The 17,909-nt window shown below is 71.4% G+C and carries 8 protein-coding genes and 1 pseudogene; 2 read left to right on the forward strand and 7 right to left on the reverse strand.

Features of this window, described 5'->3' with window-relative positions; all coding sequences use genetic code 11:
- A pseudogene (locus AB0E19_RS29585) lies at window positions 1-78 on the forward strand (NAD(P)-dependent oxidoreductase); the annotation flags it as partial.
- 138 nt (window positions 79-216) lie between these two features.
- Here AB0E19_RS29585 and AB0E19_RS29590 read toward each other — a convergent pair.
- From AB0E19_RS29590 to AB0E19_RS29610, 5 genes are all read right to left on the reverse strand, one after another.
- Window positions 217-603 carry a hypothetical protein gene (locus tag AB0E19_RS29590; protein ID WP_362185258.1) on the reverse strand — a complete coding sequence of 129 codons (387 nt, stop codon included), beginning with the start codon at window positions 601-603 and terminating at the stop codon, window positions 217-219.
- A gap of 159 nt (window positions 604-762) precedes the next feature.
- Window positions 763-1,164 carry a VOC family protein gene (locus AB0E19_RS29595; protein ID WP_360607708.1) on the reverse strand — a complete coding sequence of 134 codons (402 nt, stop codon included), beginning with the start codon at window positions 1,162-1,164 and terminating at the stop codon, window positions 763-765.
- A gap of 57 nt (window positions 1,165-1,221) precedes the next feature.
- Complete coding sequence (locus AB0E19_RS29600) at window positions 1,222-2,826, reverse strand: protein kinase (RefSeq protein WP_362185259.1); 1,605 nt, start codon at window positions 2,824-2,826, stop codon at window positions 1,222-1,224.
- Complete coding sequence (locus AB0E19_RS29605; protein ID WP_362185260.1) at window positions 2,823-3,392, reverse strand: hypothetical protein; 570 nt, start codon at window positions 3,390-3,392, stop codon at window positions 2,823-2,825. The genes AB0E19_RS29600 and AB0E19_RS29605 overlap by 4 nt, the downstream gene beginning before the upstream one ends.
- Before the next feature lie 57 nt (window positions 3,393-3,449).
- On the reverse strand, window positions 3,450-5,507 hold the full coding sequence (locus AB0E19_RS29610; RefSeq protein ID WP_362185261.1) for an N-6 DNA methylase: 2,058 nt from the start codon (window positions 5,505-5,507) through the stop codon (window positions 3,450-3,452).
- A gap of 189 nt (window positions 5,508-5,696) precedes the next feature.
- Between AB0E19_RS29610 and AB0E19_RS29615 the strand changes: the two genes are divergently transcribed.
- On the forward strand, window positions 5,697-6,407 hold the full coding sequence (locus AB0E19_RS29615; RefSeq protein WP_362185262.1) for a hypothetical protein: 711 nt from the start codon (window positions 5,697-5,699) through the stop codon (window positions 6,405-6,407).
- Between the two features lie 89 nt (window positions 6,408-6,496).
- On the opposite strand, the gene AB0E19_RS29620 is transcribed toward AB0E19_RS29615, so the two are convergent.
- Window positions 6,497-7,090 carry an SMI1/KNR4 family protein gene (locus tag AB0E19_RS29620; RefSeq protein WP_362185263.1) on the reverse strand — a complete coding sequence of 198 codons (594 nt, stop codon included), beginning with the start codon at window positions 7,088-7,090 and terminating at the stop codon, window positions 6,497-6,499.
- Window positions 7,087-17,781, reverse strand: a complete 10,695-nt coding sequence (locus AB0E19_RS29625; protein ID WP_362185264.1) for a LamG-like jellyroll fold domain-containing protein — start codon at window positions 17,779-17,781, stop codon at window positions 7,087-7,089. The genes AB0E19_RS29620 and AB0E19_RS29625 overlap by 4 nt, the downstream gene beginning before the upstream one ends.
- Between the last annotated feature and the right edge of the window lie 128 nt (window positions 17,782-17,909).

A 17,909-nucleotide genomic window follows, 5' to 3' on the forward strand; every position in this document is an offset into this window, starting at 1 on the left:
GGCCTGATCGACCAGGACGCCCTCCTGGACGCCCTGCGCGAGGGCCGCATCGCCGGCGCCGGCCTGGACGTGTACGACGTCCCTGGGAGATCTCGCGCACCGCCGCCCCGCGGACTCTCACGACCCGGTGGAACCCTCCGCCCCGGCGGGCGCAAAACGGAACGGCCGGGAGCTTCCGCTCCCGGCCGTTCCCCTCGCCTCCTTGGAGGCGGGTGCCTACTTCTTGACCTCGGACAGGCACAGGACGAACTTGTCCGAGTCGAGCTGCTGCGCCAGCGCCGAGAGCTCCTCGCCGCACTTCGCCAGGTCGAAGGTGTCCTCGAAGACCTTCTCGACCTTGTACAGGTCGGCCTTGCCGGAGGAGCAGTCCGCCGTGTCGACCTTCGGGTCGTTCTCCGCGCCGGTCACGACCACGCACTCGCCGACCTTGGCGTGCACCGGCGCGTCGCCCGTGAGGTAGGGCAGTCCGAGCTTCACGGCCACGGCGATGACGATCGCCACGACGATGCCGCCGACCTTCTTGAGGGCCTTCTTGCTCTTGGGGGCCTCGGGAGCGGGGGCGGCAGCGGACTCGGGCACGGCGGGGGTGGACGGCGTCGTCATGAAGGGTCCTTGATTGGCGCGGACGTGATCAGACGCGAACATTACAACCCGCAAAACAGACAATCGTGACCTTGGGGTTCCCGCACCCCTCACGTTGTGGAGTCGTGATTCTGACGGGGTGTCCGCCCCGCCGCGCCCGCCCCGCCGCGCCCGCCGGGGTCAGGGCCGCACGTACGGCACCGTCATGATCTCCATGTTGTGCCCGTCCGGGTCGTCGAAATACGCGCCCCGGCCGCCGAAGAGGCCGTTCACCTCGTGCGGCTGCCGGTGGGCCGGGTCCGCGAAGTAGGTGACCCCGGCCGCCTCCAGGCGGCCGATCATCGCGTCGAAGTCCTCGTCCCGGACGAGGAAGGCGTAGTGCTGGCCCTGGATCGGGCCCTCGGGCGCCTGGTAGAAGTCGAGCGTCACGCCGTTGGCGAGGTCGACGGGGAGGAACGGGCCGAAGGGGGCGCCCACCTGGAGGCCGAGGATCCCGGCGAGGAAGTCCGCGGAGGCGGAGCGGTCGGAGGAGAAGACGACGGTGTGGTTCAGCTGGACGGAAGGAACGGAAGGAAGTGTCACGCTTCCGACCGTACGCGACCCCTTCCGCCCGCGCCCACCGCTTATCGGCCGGAAAGGTCAGGCATGGCGCCCGAGTTGGCGCTGGTGCTCCAGCGCGCGGCGCAGCTCCGCCGCGAGCGGGTGGTACGCCCCGTAGAGCCGCTCCGCGTCCAGGAGGAGCCGGTGCAGCTCCGCCTGGCCCTCCGCGTGCCGGCCGGCCGCGAGGAGCATGAGCCCGGTGCGGCGCCGGATGTCGAAGGCCCGGCCGGGGTCCTGCGCGGCGCCCTGCTCGAAGGCGGGGAGGACCGCGCGGAAGGCGGCGAGCGCCTCGGTGGTCTCGCCGAGCTGCTCCAGGCAGAGCGCGATGTCGTAGCCGAACTGGGCGTTGCCCGGGTCGTCGGCGGCGAGCCGGCGCAGCTCGGGCAGGGCGCGCCGGTACTGGCCGTCGTCGAGGAGGGTGGAGGCGTACTGCTTGCGCAGGATGCGGACGACCGGGGAGCCCTCGCCGTGCTCGGCGGCGGCGGTCGGGAGGATCCCGCCGAGGACGTCGACGGCCTGGGTGAGGGCGCCCTCGCCGAGGAGCCGCTTCACCTCCTCCACGGCGCCCGCGACGTCCGCGCCCCGGGGCGCGGGGGCGGGGACGGGTACGGGGGCCGGGGGCTGCGCGGGGACGGAGATCCGGGGGTCCGCGACGGCGGGCGGCGCGGACGGGGGCCGGCCCGACGGCCGGGCCGGCGACTGGAGCTGCGGGGGCTGGATCCGCGGGGGGCCGGGGGTGGCCGGCCAGGGCGCGTGCGGGCGCAGGAAGGGGCGGGTGGGGTCCATGGGTCCGGAGGGGACGCCGCGCGCGGGGAGCAGCGGCAGCAGTGCCTCGTACACCTCGTGCGCGCCGGACGGGCGGTCGGCCGGGTCCTTGGCGAGGAGCCGCAGGACGAGGGCTTCGAGGGCCTCGGGGACCTCGGGGCGGACCTGGCGGAGCGGGAGCGGCGGCTCGTGGAGGTGGCGGTGGAGGACGCCGAGGGCGGTGGAGCCGGCGAACGGCACGTTCCCGGAGAGGAGTTCGTGGAGCAGCACGCCGAGGGCGTAGAGGTCGGTGCGCGGTCCGACGGCGCCGCCCATGGCCTGCTCGGGCGCCATGTAGGCGGGGCTGCCGATGGGTTCGCCGGTGTGGGTGAGGCGGGTGGTGTCGGAGTCCAGGACGGAGGCGACGCCGAGGTCGAGGACGGTGAGGGTGCCGTCGGGGCGGATCATCACGTTCCGCGGCTTGAGGTCGCGGTGGACGATCGGGACGGCGTGGACGGCGGCGAGCACCGCGCACACCTGGGCGGCGACGCAGACCGCCCACTCCCAGGGGTACGGGTCGTGTTCGGCGAGGTGGTCGGCGAGGTCGGCGCCGTCGACGTACTGCATGACGAGGTAGAGGTCGTCGCCGTCGCTGCCGGCGTCGTGGACGGTGACCAGGCCGGGGTGGTCGACGTGGGCCGTGACCCGGCACTCGCGGACGAAGCGGCGGCGCAGCTCGTCGGCGGCGGTGCGCGGGCCGGTGAGGGCGGCCGGGCTGAGGAGCTTGACCGCCACCCGGCGGTCGAGGCGGTTGTCGTACGCGGTCCACACCTGGCCCATGCCGCCCTGGCCGAGGACGGTGGCCAGCTCGTACCGGCCGCCGACGACCCGGCCGTTCATCTGTCCTCCTCCTTGCGGAGGAGGTCGCTCAGCTCGTCCAGTTCGGCCCGGACCTGGTCGATGCGGGGGGACGGCGGGGCGGGCGGGGCGGCCGGGGCGGGCGGCGTCTGCGCGTACGGGTTGGCCTGCTGCTGTGCGTAGGGGCTCGGGACCGTGGTCGCCGGGCCCGGGTGCGCGGGCGGGTAGCCGTACCCGGGTACGGGCGCGGGCGCGGGCGGAGCCGGGGCCGGGGCGGGGGCGTGGTGGTGGCGGGTGTCGACGATGAGGTAGTAGCAGACCACCGCGACCATCTGGACGAGCAGCACGATCATGCCCGCCGTGTTCATCCACGTGTCGGCGAAGCGCTGTTCGAGCGGGACCACGCACGCGATGTTGAGGACGAGGTGGGCCCAGAAGAGGGCCCAGTCCCGGCCCGTGCGGCGCATGATCGCGATCCGGAGCATCGCGACCCAGGCGAGGAAGCCGAGGGAGACGACGACGAGGACGGTGAGGAGCACGCGGACGGCGATGGCCCCGGCGGACGAACCGCCCGGTCTCGGCGCGGGATCGGGCGACGGTCCGTACATGCGTTTCCCCCCAGGAAGCTGATCAGGCTTCGAGGGTAAGGGACCGGCCGTCGGCCGTCACTCGGACCGGACGCTCCCGTCGGCGAGGCCGTCGTACAGGCCCTGGACGAGCTGTTCGCCCAGGCGGGCGGCGAGCCGCAGGGCCTCCTCGAAGTCGGCGAGGGCGCGGTACTGCACGCCGTGCCGGCGCTGGTCCGCGAGCGGCAGCCGGGGCAGTTGGAGGCGGCGGACGTCGAGCCGGGTGGCGGTCGAGGCGAAGCTGCTGGCCTGCCGGTTGTTGGCGGTGCCGCGCAGGAAGCCGGCGAGGAACCACGGGTCGAGGGCGGCCGGGTCGGGGCGGAGCAGCTGGAGGCTGCGGCCGAGGGCGGCGCCGGCGGTGGCGGCGTCGACGACCCGGGCGGACGGTCCGCCGCCGAGGACGGGCACGACGACGTCGCCCTCGGCGACGAGGACCGCTTCCTCGGCGTGGCCGTCGGCGGCCTCCGGGAGGGTGCCAGAGGGGGCGGCGCCGGTGAGGACGTCGTGCTCGGTGAGGACGGGGACCTCGCGGCCCGCGGGGGCGGTGCCCTGGCCGCCGGTGTGGAGCCGGAGGGCGCCGGTGCGGGCCAGTTCGCCGACGGTGGTGAGCGGGCGGGGCTCGGGCGGGGTGGGCACGGGCCGGGGCACGGCGCCGAGGGTGCGGCGCAGGGTCTCGTCCAGGCGGTCGCGGACGGCGGCCAGTTCGGGGGCGGAGCCGCCGGCGTCGGGGGCGGCGAGGTAGCGGGCGGGGGCCAGGTCGACCTCGTCGTCGAGGAGTTCGATGACGGGGACGGCGCGGGCGACGGACTCGTCGGCGGTGCGGCCGGCCCAGGCGTCGAGGACCGCGCTCTGCAGCGCGGTCCACGGGAGCTTGTCGCGGCCCGCGTCGGGCACGAGCCCGGCGGTGTCGACGAAGAGGGCCTCGGCCGGGGGGCGGCGGTCGGGGGCCGGGCGGACCAGGACCCACAGGTGCAGGGGGATGCCGTACGGGGGCGCGGCGCCCGCCGGGAGGGCGACGACGGCCCGCAGGGCGCCGCGGCGCAGCAGGTCGGCGCGGACGCGCCGGCCGGAGCGGCGGGAGGCGACGGCGGGGGGCATGAGGAGGACGGCGGTGCCTCCGTCGCGGAGCCGGGCCAGGGCGTGCTGGACCCAGGCGAGCTCGGACTCGGTGCGGGCCGGGAAGCCGTACTCCCAGCGGGGGTCGTAGGCGAGTTCGTCGTGGCCCCAGGCGCGCTCGTTGAACGGCGGGTGGGCGAGGACGGTGTCGGCGCGCAGGGCGGGGAAGGCGTCGGCGCGGAGGGTGTCCCCGGCGGCGGAGCGGATGTCGGCGTCGCCGTGGAGGGCGAGGCGGAGCGCGGAGAGCGCGGCCAGTTCGGGGTCGGCGTCCTGGAGGGCGAGTTCGGCCGGGTGGGCGGCGGCGCGGAGCAGGCCGCCGGTGCCGGAGGCGGGGTCGAGGAAGAGGGTCGCGGGCGGGTCGCCGGCGTCGGCGGTCACGGCGGCGGCGAGGGTGGCCATCAGCTCGGCGAGCGGCGGCGGGGTGAGCGTGTACTGGCGCGGGTTGGCGTCCAGGTGGCGGCCGAGGAGGAACTCGAAGCACTGGCGGGGGCCGCCCAGCTCGGCGGCGAGCTCGGTGGCGGCGCGCAGCAGGGGCACGGCGGGGGCCAGTTCGGCGGCGGTGGGGGTGCGTACGGCCCGCGGGACGCCGAGGCGCAGGGTGAGGACCTCTTCGAGGGCGCCGGGCAGGGCGTCGGCGAGCCGCGCGTCGGGCAGGGCCGTCAGGGCGGCGAGGGCGGGGGCGCGCTCGCGCAGGAGCAGCAGGACGCCGCCGGTGTGGACGAGTCCGGCGACGGCGCCGGCGGGGTGTCCGGCGAGCTGCTGCCAGACGCGCTCGCGGAGCGGGACCTCGGCGAGCTTGCCCTGGTCGCGGAGCCAGCTCTCGACCTCTTCGAGGGAGAAGGAGGGGCTGGTGTCGGTGCCGCCCACCGGCTTGGGGAAGTCGGCGTGGCGGCGGCGCCAGTTGCTGACGGCGGCCCTGCCGACGCCCGCGAGCCGGGCGATGCCGGCGGCGGTGACCTCTGTAGCGCTGTCCTCGGGCACCTGAACCCTCCGTCCGTCGTGTGGGGAACACCGAGCACACCGAGCATACCGACGAACCCCGTTCACGGTGTGAGTCGATCCGAAATTCGTGAACATGGTTGACTCGGTTCACAAGCTCTGCTGTGATTACGTCATCGAAGCACGGAGTCCACAGGAATCCTCCTCGACACCTGAAAGGTGTTCACAGCCATGTCGAAGTCGCAGACGCAGCAGCGCAACTGGTTCGCCCGCCACAAGGTCCTCACCGCGGCCGGCGCGGTCGTGGTCGTCGTCGCCATCGGCGCGGCGATGGGCGGGGGCGGCGGCGAGGACACCAAGACCCCCGAGGCGAAGTCCTCCGCCCCGGCCGCCTCCGGCGACAAGGCCCCGGAGTCCAAGGCCCCCGAGAAGCCGAAGGCCGCCACCGTGGACGGCGACGGCGACTTCGAGGTCGGCTCCGACGTGAAGCCCGGGCTCTACCGCTCGACGGGCAACAAGGACGCGGAGTGCTACTGGGAGCGGGCCAAGGACGCGAGCGGCGAGGTCGACTCGATCCTCGCGAACGACAACGTGACCGGGACGGCCTACGTCGAGATCAAGGCCTCCGACAAGCTCTTCAAGTCCACGAGCTGCGGCACCTGGGAGGCCGTCGACCCCAAGGCCGCGGGCACCCCCTCCGGCACCACCCTCAAGGGCTCCGCCGGCATGCTCAAGGTCGGCGTCGACATCGCCCCCGGCACCTACAAGTCCACCGGCAACAAGGACGCGGAGTGCTACTGGGAGCGCGCCAAGGACGCGACCCACGGCGTCGACTCGATCCTCGCCAACGACAACGTGACGGGCACGGCCGTCGTCAAGGTCACCGCGAAGGACGCGTACTTCAAGACGGCGGGCTGCGGGGACTGGACGAAGACGGGCTGACAAGCCGAAGCGGCCCGCCCCGATGGCTTCGGGACGGGCCGCCGTGGTTCGACCCGAGCGGCAGACCGCCGAACGGGGTCAACCGCTCGTCAGTCGTCGCCCTCCGCGTTCTCCGCGTTCTCCGCGTTCTCCGCGTTCTCCGCGTTCTCCGCGTTCTCCGCGTTCTCCGCTCGGAGGCTTTCCGCCTCGTCGAGGTTCTCCTCGGTCATGTGCCGGAAGAAATCGGAGAACGAGGTGTACCGCTCGACCTCGGCTCCGGCGATCCAGATCACCGGAGCCGGCCCGTCCGCCGGGGCGACGGGCATCACGAAGAAGTCGATCGTGGTGGTCGAGGCGGCGATGGGCAGCAAGGCGTCACGGTCGAGCCCCGACTGCGTGAGCACATCGGGTTCGAGCGTGGCCACCAGTCGCCGAGCCGTCTCCAGAGCGGGCGAGCCAAGCAGCTCCTCCGTGCCGAAGAGGTCGACGTCCTGCATGAGCGCAGGCCAGCCGTCCGCTTCGAGCAGGAAGGAGACGTACTCCCGGTCGAGCTCGTGGCCGAGCCGTCGCGCCACCTCGCGCAGACGGTCCGCGTCCGCAGGAGGACGCGGCTCCTCGAAACGCCAGAGTTCGTCGGCGTCGAACGCCCGCACACGCTCCTTGGCGGAGCGCATCCGGCGCAACTCGTCAGTCCAGTCGGTCATGGCGTACTCGCTTGGTTCCTGTTGTCGACCAGCACGAACTTCTTGGGCTTGCAGCCGACGGGGCAGCGCTGCCCCTGTCCTGAGAGGCTGCTGTTGACCTCCAGGTCCATGTCGATCCAGGTCGGCGGCTTTCCGTGTCCCAGCCACATGGCATCGGGCGCGTGTCCGGCCACCCCAGTGTAGGGAGTCCCGGCGTCCTCGGCCCGCTTGCGTTCCTTCTTCGCCTCGCGGGCCGCTTCCCTCCGGACCTTGCCCTTGGTGGAGACCCGGCCGGTCGGCGACATCTTGCCCGCGGCGATCGCGGCGTTCGTCGCGTCCACGTAGGCGGAGAACTGGTCCGCCTGGTCGTTCGTGGCCCAGTCGGGGATACGGACCTCGGCCTCGCCGTTCGTGTTGCAGTTGTGGACGAGGACCGCGGACCGAGGATCGACTCCGTCCGAGCCGGAGCCGGAACCCGACGCCGTCTCCGCCGTCGTCGCCGACGAGCCCGCGACCACGAAGTAGGTGTGCAGACCCTCGACACTCAGGTCGTACGTGGTCCGGTCGGCCTTGTACGACTTGACCTCGACGATCGCCGCCGGGGCGCCCTCGCCGTTCTGGAGCTTCTGGCCCACCTGGAGGTCGCCCGCCTGCGTCCAGGCGTTGCGGGTGGACTCGTAGAACTGGTGGTGCTCGGTGGTCTCGATCGTCTTCCGGCCGGCCTTCGTCATGATGGTGACGTCAACGTAGTGACGGTCGGTCTTGGTGACGATCACCTCCTTGACCTCGTGGACCTCCTTGGTCGTCTTGCCGGGCTCGGCCGTGAGCACCTTGTCCCCGGCCTTGACGTCGGAGATCGGCTTGGTGCCTCCGTCGGCGAGAAGCACCGGCGTCTTCGCGGTGAAGCTGTGCGGCGTGCGAGGGTTCCGGATCCGGCAACCCGGGCCCGAGCCGCCGTCCGGCGACGGGGAGTCCTTCGTCTTCGGACCGTTGGCCTTGCCCTTCGCGCCGAACGCACCGCCCATGACCGCGCCGATCGTCGCCGCCTTCGCGGCTCCGGCGACCGAGCAGCCCTCCTCGCTGTTCACACAGGAGGTGCCGTACTCGACCGCGCCCGTGAGGGCCTCACCACCGGCTTCCTCCGCGACGTTCGTCGCGATCTTGCCGGCCGTGCCGGAGAGCAGCTTGCCCGCGGCGCTCGCCGCGAGGCGTCCGCCGACGCCGCCGGCCGCGCCGGTCACGGCGCCGATGGCGACCGCGCCGAGGAAGCCGCCGACCGACTTCGGACCGTCGCTCATCATGTAGCCGACGCCGTTGGCCGCCGCGCCCGCGAGGGCGGCGCAGCCGACGGCACCCACACCGGCCGTGATCGCGGTGCAGCCCGCGAAGACGGCGATGCCGGTGGCCACCGCGGCGATGGTCGAGGCGTGCTGCTTGACGAAGTTGGCTGTCGCCTTCGCCGCCTTCTTGACGGCCCGGCCGACCTTCTTGGCTGCCTTGACCACCTTCTTGGCGACGTGCTTCACGGCCTTGGCGACCTTGCGGACCGCCTTCTTGACGTGCTTGACGACCTTGTGGGCGACACGTTTCACGCGCTTGTAGACGCGTTTGACGTATCTCTTGACCTTCCGGACGCTGTCGGCGACGTACCGGACGGCCTTTCTCACCGCCCGCTTGGCGCGCTTCACCGCCTTCTTGACGGCCCGCTTGACCTTCTTCGCGGCCTTCTTGACGACCTTGGCGACCTTCTTGACGGCCTTCTTGACCTTCTTGTAGGCCGACTTGACGGTCTTCTTGACCTTCTTCGTGACCTTCTTGACGATCTTGTCGGCCCAGCTCGGCCAGTGGCCGGTCGGGTCCATGCCCGTCATCGGGTTGCCGTCCGCGTACGCGTACCGGTTCGCCGAGATCGAGCTCGGGATCCCGCTGAGGCCGACGGTGTCACGGCTGTTGAACTGGCCGGTCTCCGGTGAGTACCAGCGCGCGGCCATGTTGACCTTCGCCGTCGCCGGGTCGGTCCAGCCGGACTGGTAGCCGAGCGCACCGGCCATTCCGGCGGTCTGGAGGACCTTGCCGAAGGGGCTGTACGTCGTCGAACCGGCGAGCGCCTCGCCCGTCGTGGTGAACTGCGCCACCACGTCGGTGTGCAGGTCCGTGAGGGCGAGGACCGCGGAGGCCGCCGTCTTCACGCCGACCAGGCCGCCCGCCGCGTCGCGGCTGTAGGACGTCACTCCGTCCGAGGCCACGTCGTTGCCGGCGCCGGCGTACTGGAACGAGTAGAGCGCGCTGCCCGTCTCGTCCTTGGCGTTCAGGACCCGGTCGAGACCGTCGTAGGTGTAGGTGCGGTTCCCCTCCTGGATGACCCGGTTGAAGGCGTCGACCTTCATGTTCGTGACGCGGCTGGCCTCGTCCGTCACCGAGCTCAGCGTGCCGCGCGCGGTGTACGTGTAGGCGCTGTGGCCGTCCGACGTGAGCCGGTTCCGGGCGTCGTAGGTGTAGGTGTCGCCACCCACCCGGGTCCGGTTGCCGGACGCGTCGTAGCCGTACAGCTCGGTCGTCGTCCCGTTGTTCCAGGACGTGACGCGGTCGGCCCAGTCGTACGTGTACGTGTTGGCCGTCGAGCCGGTGAGCCCCGCCGTCGTCTTCGACGTCAGGTTGTCGTCCGCGTCCCACCCGTAGGTGAAGGACGCGAGCGTCTTGCCGGTCGGCGACGTCAGCGTGTCACTGACCGGGCGCTCCAGCTTGTCGTACCCGAAGGCGCGCTTCGCCTTGCCCGTGCCGTAGTCGATCGACGTCACGTTGCTGTTGACGTCGTAGCCGTACGTCGCCGTCGAGCCGGTGGCACCGTCGTCGAGCGTCTTCAGACGCCCGGCGGTGTCGTAGCCGAAGGTCGACGTGCCCGAGGCGTCGGTGCGGGAGGTCATCCCGCCGTCGCCGTCGTACGCGAAGGACGAGGCGCCCGACGGGCCGTTCGCCGTCAGCAGCAGACCGCGGTCGTCGTAGGAGAAGGTGTTCTTCTCCGTGCCGAGCCCCGCGACCTCCGTGACCCGGTCGTCCGCGTCGTACGTGTACGTGTGGTCGGCCGTGGCGGCCTCCGCACCCGTGCCCGACTGGCGGACCAGCCGGCTCTTCACGTCGTACTCGAAGGAGATCGCCACCCCGCCCGGGGAACGCGACTCCTTGATCCTGCCGCCACCGTCGTAGACGGCCGTGAACGTCCGGTCCGCGAGGTCCGGATGCGCCGGCGTCGACGGCTCGATCTGGTTCTCCGGCAGACCCCACGTGTTGTACGTCGTCAGGAACGGGTTGCCCCGTCCGTCGGTGAAGCGGGTCTGGTTGCCCGCCGCGTCGTACCCGTAGGTCGTGGTGATCGACTCGGTCGCGGAGACCGGCTCGACGACCTTGGTGATCAGACCCGAGGCGTCGTACGTGAAGGTCTTGGTGTGACCGCGGTGATCGGTCGCCGAGACCATGTTCCCGGCCCGGTCGTAACCGGTCCGGGCCGTGCGCAGCACGGCACCCGTCTCGTCCAGGTCCTCCGTCGTCACCAGCTGGCCGTAACCGTCGTACGTGTTGCGGGTGCCGGTGGCGTCGGGCTCGGTGGCCGTGAGGGGCTGGCCGTCCATGTCGTAGGTGAAGCGTGAGACCTTGCCCGCGCTGTCGGTCACCTCGGTGACCTCACCCACGGCGTTGTACTTGTACGACTCCGCGACGCCCTGCGGCGAGACCACGCGGGACAGCTCGCCGCCCGGCGCGTTGTACTCGTTGATCGCCGTGTAGGCCCGCTGCGTGGGCTGGCGCACGATGTCCGTGCTGGTCAGCTCACGGCCCAGGTAGTCGTAGGTCGACTCCTGGCGGGCGCCGTTCGGCCGGGTGGCCGACAGCTGGTCGCCGTTGGCGTCCCACGTGTACCGCGTCGTGCCGCCGCCGGGCTCGGTGACCGAGGCCAGGTCGCCCAACTGCGTGTACGCGTACGTGGTGCGGTTGCCGAGGGGGTCGACCTCGGCCGTGACCTGTCCGAGCTTGTTGTACTCGTTGTAGGCCGTGGCCCTGATCGGGGTGGTGGCACCCGGTGCCAGGTACTCCGGCGTGGTGGTCGAGGACTCCTGGCCCTCGGCGTCGTACGCCGTCGTCACCACGTTGCCGAGCGGGTCCGAGGACTCCGTCGGCTCGCCGAAGGTGTTGTAGCCGGTCATCGTGACGGGGCGGACGGAGACCGGGGTCCCGCCGTTCTGCTCCGCCATGACGGCCGGTTCGGTGACCGAGGTCTGCTGGCCGATCTCGTCGTACCCGTAGTCGGTGACGTTGCCCGCGGTGTCCGTCTGGGACAGCGGCAGACCCCGCTGGTCCAGCTTCCAGGACGTGGTGCGGACCGAGCTGCCCGCGGCCGGCAGGGTGCCGCCCTTGAGCGCGGTGACCTGCGTCGGGGTGAGGGCCTCGGAGTAGACCTGGACGTCGTCCAGGCCGCCGAGGTGGTTCTCCGCGTAGGCGCCCTTGTACCAGCGGCGGCCGACCTGCAGCGGACCGGTGGCCTCCCACGGGGTGCCGAAGGTCGCGGCCGTGCCGGTCTCGACGCCGTTCACGTACAGGCGCAGCTTGGAGCTCGCCTGGTCGTACACGCCGACCAGGTGCGTCCACGTGTTGACCGCGACCGCGGCCGTGCCCGAGGACACCCGCACGATCGCCGGGTCGTACGTGTCGGTCGCGTGCCGGTTGAAGGTCCAGCCGAAGCCGGTCGAGTAGTACAGCTGGAAGCCGGAGGCCTCCTTGCCGTCCTGCGCGAGGAAGGTCCGGTTGGCGGCCGTGGACGTCAGCTTGACCCAGGCGGAGACGGTGAAGCTGCCCGCGGTGTTCACCACGGGGCCGTCGGTCTGCGCCCACGATTCGGCGTTGCCGTCGAAGACGGCGCTGCCGCCCCGGTCGGTGTTCCAGTGCATGCCGGTGCCGTGGCTGCCGGTGTTGTTCGCGCCGGAGGAGTCCGCGAGGCCGAAGCCGGTGGTCTCGTCCAGCTTGTAGCGGGCCACCGGGGCCGTGGTGCCGTCGTGGACGGTGGTGCCGGTGATGTTGCCCAGGGCGTCGTACCGGGTGTCCGTGGTGGACACGTCACCCGTCGCCGGGTCCCGGTCCGTCTCGGTCACCACGTTGTCGTCCGGGTCGTAGCCGACCGTCGTCGTCCGGGCGAGCCCGTTCGGGTCGAGGACCTCGGAGACGGTGCGGTCGGCCGCGTCCACCGTGAAGGTGGTGCGGGTCTGCCCGTCGTTGGTGATCTGCTCGATCAGGTTGCCGGCGGCGTCGTAGGTGTTCGCCTGCTCCGTGAAGGACTTGCCGGTCGCGGGGTCCTTGCGGACCACACTGGCCGACAGGCCGTCGTCGGTGTAGGTGTACGCCGTCTGCCAGCCCATCGGGTCGGTGATCGACGCGAGGCGGCCGGCCGGGTCGTAGGCCCGGGACTCCTGGACGAGCGTGGTCGCCGGCGAGGGGTTGTACGGGTCGCCGGTGTAGTTCAGCAGGTTGGTGGTGAGCGGTCGCTGCTCGCCGTCGAAGGTGTAGGTGTTGACCGTCCCCGCGGGGTCGGTCTCCTTCACCTTGTTGCCGTAGGCGTCGTACTCGAACGACGTGGTGTCGCCGCCCGGGTCCGTCCGGCTCGCCAGCTGGTTGTGGGCGTCGTACGTCATCGAGGTGACGCGGGCCGTGTCACCGCCGGTGAGGTCCACGATCGACTGCGACAGGATGTTGCCGTCGGGGTCGTAGGCCGTGGTGGTCTTCGCCTGGTGCTTCGCGCCGGTCACCCGGTTGGTGACGGCCGGGGTCGTCTCGGTGAGGACCTGGTCGTTCTTGTCGTACGTCTGGGTCGTGACGAGACCGGTCGGGTTCGCGTCCGAGACCTCCTTCTTGGAGATCTCGCGGCCCAGGTTGTCGTACGTGTACTCGGCCTTGGCGCCGTTGGCGTCGGTGATCCGGGCCAGGTCGCCGTTGGCGTAGTAGGTGTACGTGGTCTTCCGGCCGCCCGGCGTGACGACCTGCGCCACGAGGCCCGCCGGAGCGACCGCCGTGCCGCCCTCCGCCGCCGGGGTGGTGGCGGTGGTGTACGTGGTCGACGCGGTCCGGCCGTTCGGGTGTCCGGCCACCGGGGGCGTGGTCACCGACAGCAGGTTGCCGCCGGTGTCGTAGCTGTAGCTGGTCAGGTACGCGTTGTCCGTCGGGCCCGAGGAACGGCCGTCGCGCTCGGTGAGCATGAGGTCGTTGCGCAGGTCCATCGGCGGGAAGGCCGTGGTCGCGTCCGGATAGTAGGTGAAGTACTCCGTCGAGCACTTGTTGGCCGCGGTGTTCTGGCAGGTGGTCTGGGAGACCGCGTTGCCGCGCACGTCGTGGCCGGTGATCGAGCGGTTGCCGTTGGCGTCCGTGACGGTGTGCAGGAAGCCGCCGGTGTCGTACCCGTAGGTGGTGCGGGCGCCCTCGGTGTCGATCGCGGCGAGCAGGCGGTTGCCCATCTCGGCGTCGTACACGTAGGTGAGGGTCTTGTCCGTCGGGTCGGTCAGCTTGACCGTCTTGACCGGGGCGATGCCGGAGGAGGCCTTGTAGCCCGACCAGTGGGCGGCGACCTCGGCCTCGGCCAGGCCCTTGGTGTAGACGGCGACCTCGGCGATGGAACCGGTGAAGTAGCCGATGCCGGTCGGGGCGCTCGTCCAGTTGCTGGAGAAGCCGGCGCCGACGTAGGTGCGGCCGGTCGTCTGGCTGTTGGCCGCGCCGGTGCAGACGCCCTCCTTCACACCGTCCAGGTACAGCGTCTGGGTGGTGCCGGTGGCGGACAGCACGGCGTGGTGCCACTTGTCGTCCGTCACGACGCCCTTGGACGCCATCGTGGTGTTGTTGCTGCCGCAGGTGCTGGCCCACCAGTGGCCGCGCAGCTTGCCGTCGGTGCCGACGTACAGCAGGTCGCTGTACGCGCCGCCGACGCCCAGCGGGTCGTTGATCGCGCGGGCCTGGTCGGCCATGATCACGCCGGCCTCGGTGGTCTTGAACCACGCCTCGACCGAGCGGTCCTGCGTCTGGTGCCAGGTGTCGTGCGGCAGCTCCAGGTAGGAGCCGGTGCCGTCGAAGAGCGCCGCGGGCGCGTCGTCCGCGCCGAAGGGGCCCTCCGCGCCCTGGATCACCGTGTTGTAGGTGCCGAACCCGGTGTTCAGCTGGTTCGCGGCCTGGGCCGCGCCCTGGGTGTCGTCCAGGCGCCAGTAGCCGGCCGGGGCGGAGCCCATGACGGCGGAGCGGTAGACCTGGGACGAGCCGGTGATGGTCGGCGGGTTGAGCTTCCAGGTGCCGCCGTTGCCGTCGGTGGCCTGGAGGACGCGGTCGTCGGTGGTGTCGTAGACGACCGACGCCTGGGTCTTCAGGTTGGGCGTGGTGATCTTCTGGAGCAGTCCGGCGGACCGCTTGGCGGCCTGGTACTGCGTGGAGATCACGTCCGCCGGCAGCGGCTCGGCGTGGATGGCCACCTCGGCCAGCTGTCCGGCGAAGTGGCCGAGCTGGTCACCGGCGTTCATCGCCGGCCAGCCGCGGTTGTTCACACCGGCGCCGAAGGCGATGTAGGGGGTGTTCCAGTCCTTGATCTCACCGGCCTTGGTGCCCTGCGCCACACCGTCCAGGTAGAGCGTCTGGGTGCTGCCCGCGCCCGTCAGGACCGCCTGGTGCCACTGTCCGTCGTTGACGGAGGCGGCGGAGGTGATGGTGGTGCCGCAGGCGCCGGTGGCCAGGCAGCCGCGCAGCTTCCCGTCCGTGCCCACGTACAGCGCCGGCGTGTTCTTCAGGGTGTTGACGACCGGGTCCGGGTCGCTCAGCGGCTTGTCGCCGTAGTAGAAGAGGACACCGCCGGCCTGGGTGGTCTTGAACCAGAGCGAGACCGTCGTGTACGAGGGCGTGGCGCCCGGCGAGGCCGGGATCTCGACGTACGAGGTGGTGCCGTTGAACGTGGCCGTCTTCTGCGTGGAGCCGGCCAGCACGGAGCTGCCGCCCAGCGTCACGTTCTTGTACGTGCCGTTGTACTGGCCCTGGTTGGCGTCGAGGGCGTCCTTCGTCACCGTGCCGGAGGTCTCGCCGAGGCGCCAGTACGCGAACGGGTCGGCGTCCAGGACCGTGGTGCGGTAGTGGTTGCCGGTCGCGTAGGTGTACGTGGTGCACTTCGACCAGTCGGCCGGCGGGCACACCTTGGTGAGCTGGTCACCGGTGTGGGTGTACTGCCAGGTCTGGACCGAGTTCGCGTCGCCGACGGTGGCCTGGTCCGTGTAGACGGTCTGGACGTGCCAGGCGGTCGCGTTGGCGGGCTGGTACCAGGTGAAGCCCAGGTTCCGCTTGGACGTGACGTTGGTGATCTTCGTCAGACGCTTGTTCGCGTCGTAGGTGAAGGTCTCCGTACGGCCGGCGTAGTCCTTGATCGAGCTCAGCGCGTAGGTGCCGGCCTTCGCGGTCGCCTGCTTGAAGGCGTACTCCGTGAAGTCCTTGTCCGTGAGCGCGTAGCCGCCGGTGACCGCCGCGAGGCGGGCGTAGCGGCCCAGCGGGGGCACGAAGGTGCCGTCGGCGTTGCGGCCGAAGGCGACCTGCTCACCACCCGGGTAGGTGATGATCACGCTGGTGACGACACCGGCGCTGTCCTTGGCCTCGACGGCCTTCATGTCGGCGATCGTCGACCAGCCGGCGCCGAACGCGGAGTCCACGCGCGGGTCGAGGCTGTTGTAGGAGCGGTCGATCTCCAGGGACGGGCCGATGACCGGCACGTCGGCGTCGGTGTCCTCGGTCGTGTAGTTGCCGTCCGAGGGGTCGAACTCGTGGCCGTCGGTGTTCATCGACAGGCCCGAGGTGACCGGCGGCTGCGGCACGGTCGTGGTGAGGCTGCTGGCCTCCACGACCTCCGACATGCCGTCGGCGGCGGCCACGTACCAGTCGTAGCTCTTCGCCCAGGTCAGCTTTCCGGCGGGCACCTTCCAGCTGTTCTTGGCGATCGAGCCGGAGCTGACCACCAGGGCGCCGGTGTCGCCGTCGTAGACCTCGAAGGTGTACGAGAGCGGGCTCGGGCCGCTGTCGGCGTCGCTCGCGTAGGCCAGCAGCTCCGGCTGGAGGGTGTTGACCTGGAAGTTCGCCGGCGGGTACTGGGCGTTGATCTGCGGCGCCGTGTTCGGCGTGTAGGTCAGGACCAGGGCCGGGCGGAAGCCGGCGGTCGCCGAGTTGTCCGAGTGGAACTTCTTCCAGTGGAGCATGTCGTTGGTCGGCGCGGTGAGCGCGAGGCCGTAGTTGGCCGCGCCGCCGGCGACGTTGTTGAACCAGGTGGTCGACAGCGTCACCGGCATCTTGACGCCGACGCTCGCCGAGCCGGAGCTGTTGGAGCAGGAGGCTCCGGGCGCCGGGGTGGCCGAGCCGATCGAGGCGCCGAAGGACGGGCCGGGGTACGCGGTGACGCCGGACGGCGTCCACGACTGCGTGATCGGGTGGACCGAGAACGACTGGGCGGCGCAGGTCGAGGACCACAGGGCGTACACGTTCAGGCTGGCGGCGGTGACCCGCTGCCCGGCGAGCGTGGTGCCCAGGGTGCTGAACTGCAGGAACGAGTTGGTCTTGTTCGTGCCCGAGTCGTACGAGCCGACCTTGATCTGGGTCTCGGTGGAGTGGTCCCCGCCGATGGTGTTCTGCGTGTACGTGGAGTTCGACGCGGTGATGGTCGGGTCCACGGTCACCGGGTAGACGCGCGCCGGGTCGTCGAGCCAGGCGCGGTCGGCGGTCATCCGCAGGGCCGGCTTGCCGTCGACGGTGGTCAGCTCGTAGGAGACGTTCCGCGACTGGGCGGCGTCGCCCGAGCGCGGGTCGACCTTGGAGTCCTCCATGTACGCGTGCGGGATGGTCGCGGTGACCTTCCCGTCGGCGTCGGTGAACTCGACGTCGCCGTCGGCGGCGACGCGCGGGGTGAGGCCCTTCACGTCGAGGGGGAAGGTCCAGGAGTTCGCGGCCTGCGGGGAGCGCAGGACGACGTTCTCCTTGAAGCCCTCGGCGAGCGGCACGAGCTGCACGTCGGTGTCGGGGAGGACCCCGGCGTAGGTGACCGTGCCGTTCTCGTCGACGACGGGCTCGCTCCCGGCCGCGTCCCGCAGGGCGTAGGCCAGACTGCGGCCCTTGCCGAAGTCGACGGAGGCGAGGGCCTTGTCGGCGGCGGTCGGCGCGAACTCGACGTCGAGGGAGTTGGCCGTCTGCTGGAGGCGGCCGTCCTTGTCCTCGGTCAGGGTCGTGTCGATCGGCTTCCAGGTGCCGTCGGCGGTCTTGAAGTTGGTCCGACCGGCGTAGTGGCGGACGCTGGTGGAGCCGTCGGCGTTGACGTAGTGGTCCGAGGTGGCCGTGGACTTCTTGGCGTCCCGCTTGCTGGTGCGCTCGTCGAAGCTCTCGGCGTCGCCCGGCGCCTTGCCGGTGCGGGTCTCGGCGGGGTCGGCGGTCTCGCGCTGGAAGGGCGCGAGTTCGCCCTTGCCCCTGCCCGTCTTGCGCCCGGCGCCGCCGTCGGCGCTGGTGGCGTCCGCGGACGCCTTGTGGCTCTTGCCGCGGGCGGTGCCGCCCTGCTGGTCGGGGGTGTCGAGGGGATCGTCGCTCTTCAGCCACTTCCACAGGCCCGAGAGGGACATCTCGGGCATGCGCACCGGTTCGAGGACGGCTCCGGTGGCCATCGCCGTCTCGGTGGTGAGCATGAGGAAGAACGCTATGAGCGTGGAAAGAGCCGTAGCCCTCAACCTGCGTCTGCCAGTACTGCCTGGCGGAAAGAGGCGAGGGCCACGGACCCGGCGTGTCTTCATGGGTCGGCCTTTACTTACGCGTT

The sequence above is a fragment of the Streptomyces sp. NPDC047974 genome, assembly GCF_040653375.1.
Lineage (GTDB): Bacteria > Actinomycetota > Actinomycetes > Streptomycetales > Streptomycetaceae > Streptomyces.

What these genes read in the sequence shown, in the direction of transcription:
- AB0E19_RS29600 (WP_362185259.1), bottom strand. Translation starts at nt 2,826, where the DNA reads ATGAACGGCCGGGTCGTCGGCGGCCGGTACGAGCTGGCCACCGTCCTC.
- AB0E19_RS29590 (WP_362185258.1), bottom strand. Translation starts at nt 603, where the DNA reads ATGACGACGCCGTCCACCCCCGCCGTGCCCGAGTCCGCTGCCGCCCCC.
- AB0E19_RS29615 (WP_362185262.1), top strand. Translation starts at nt 5,697, where the DNA reads ATGTCGAAGTCGCAGACGCAGCAGCGCAACTGGTTCGCCCGCCACAAG.
- AB0E19_RS29625 (WP_362185264.1), bottom strand. Translation starts at nt 17,781, where the DNA reads ATGCTCACCACCGAGACGGCGATGGCCACCGGAGCCGTCCTCGAACCG.
- AB0E19_RS29605 (WP_362185260.1), bottom strand. Translation starts at nt 3,392, where the DNA reads ATGTACGGACCGTCGCCCGATCCCGCGCCGAGACCGGGCGGTTCGTCC.
- AB0E19_RS29620 (WP_362185263.1), bottom strand. Translation starts at nt 7,090, where the DNA reads ATGACCGACTGGACTGACGAGTTGCGCCGGATGCGCTCCGCCAAGGAG.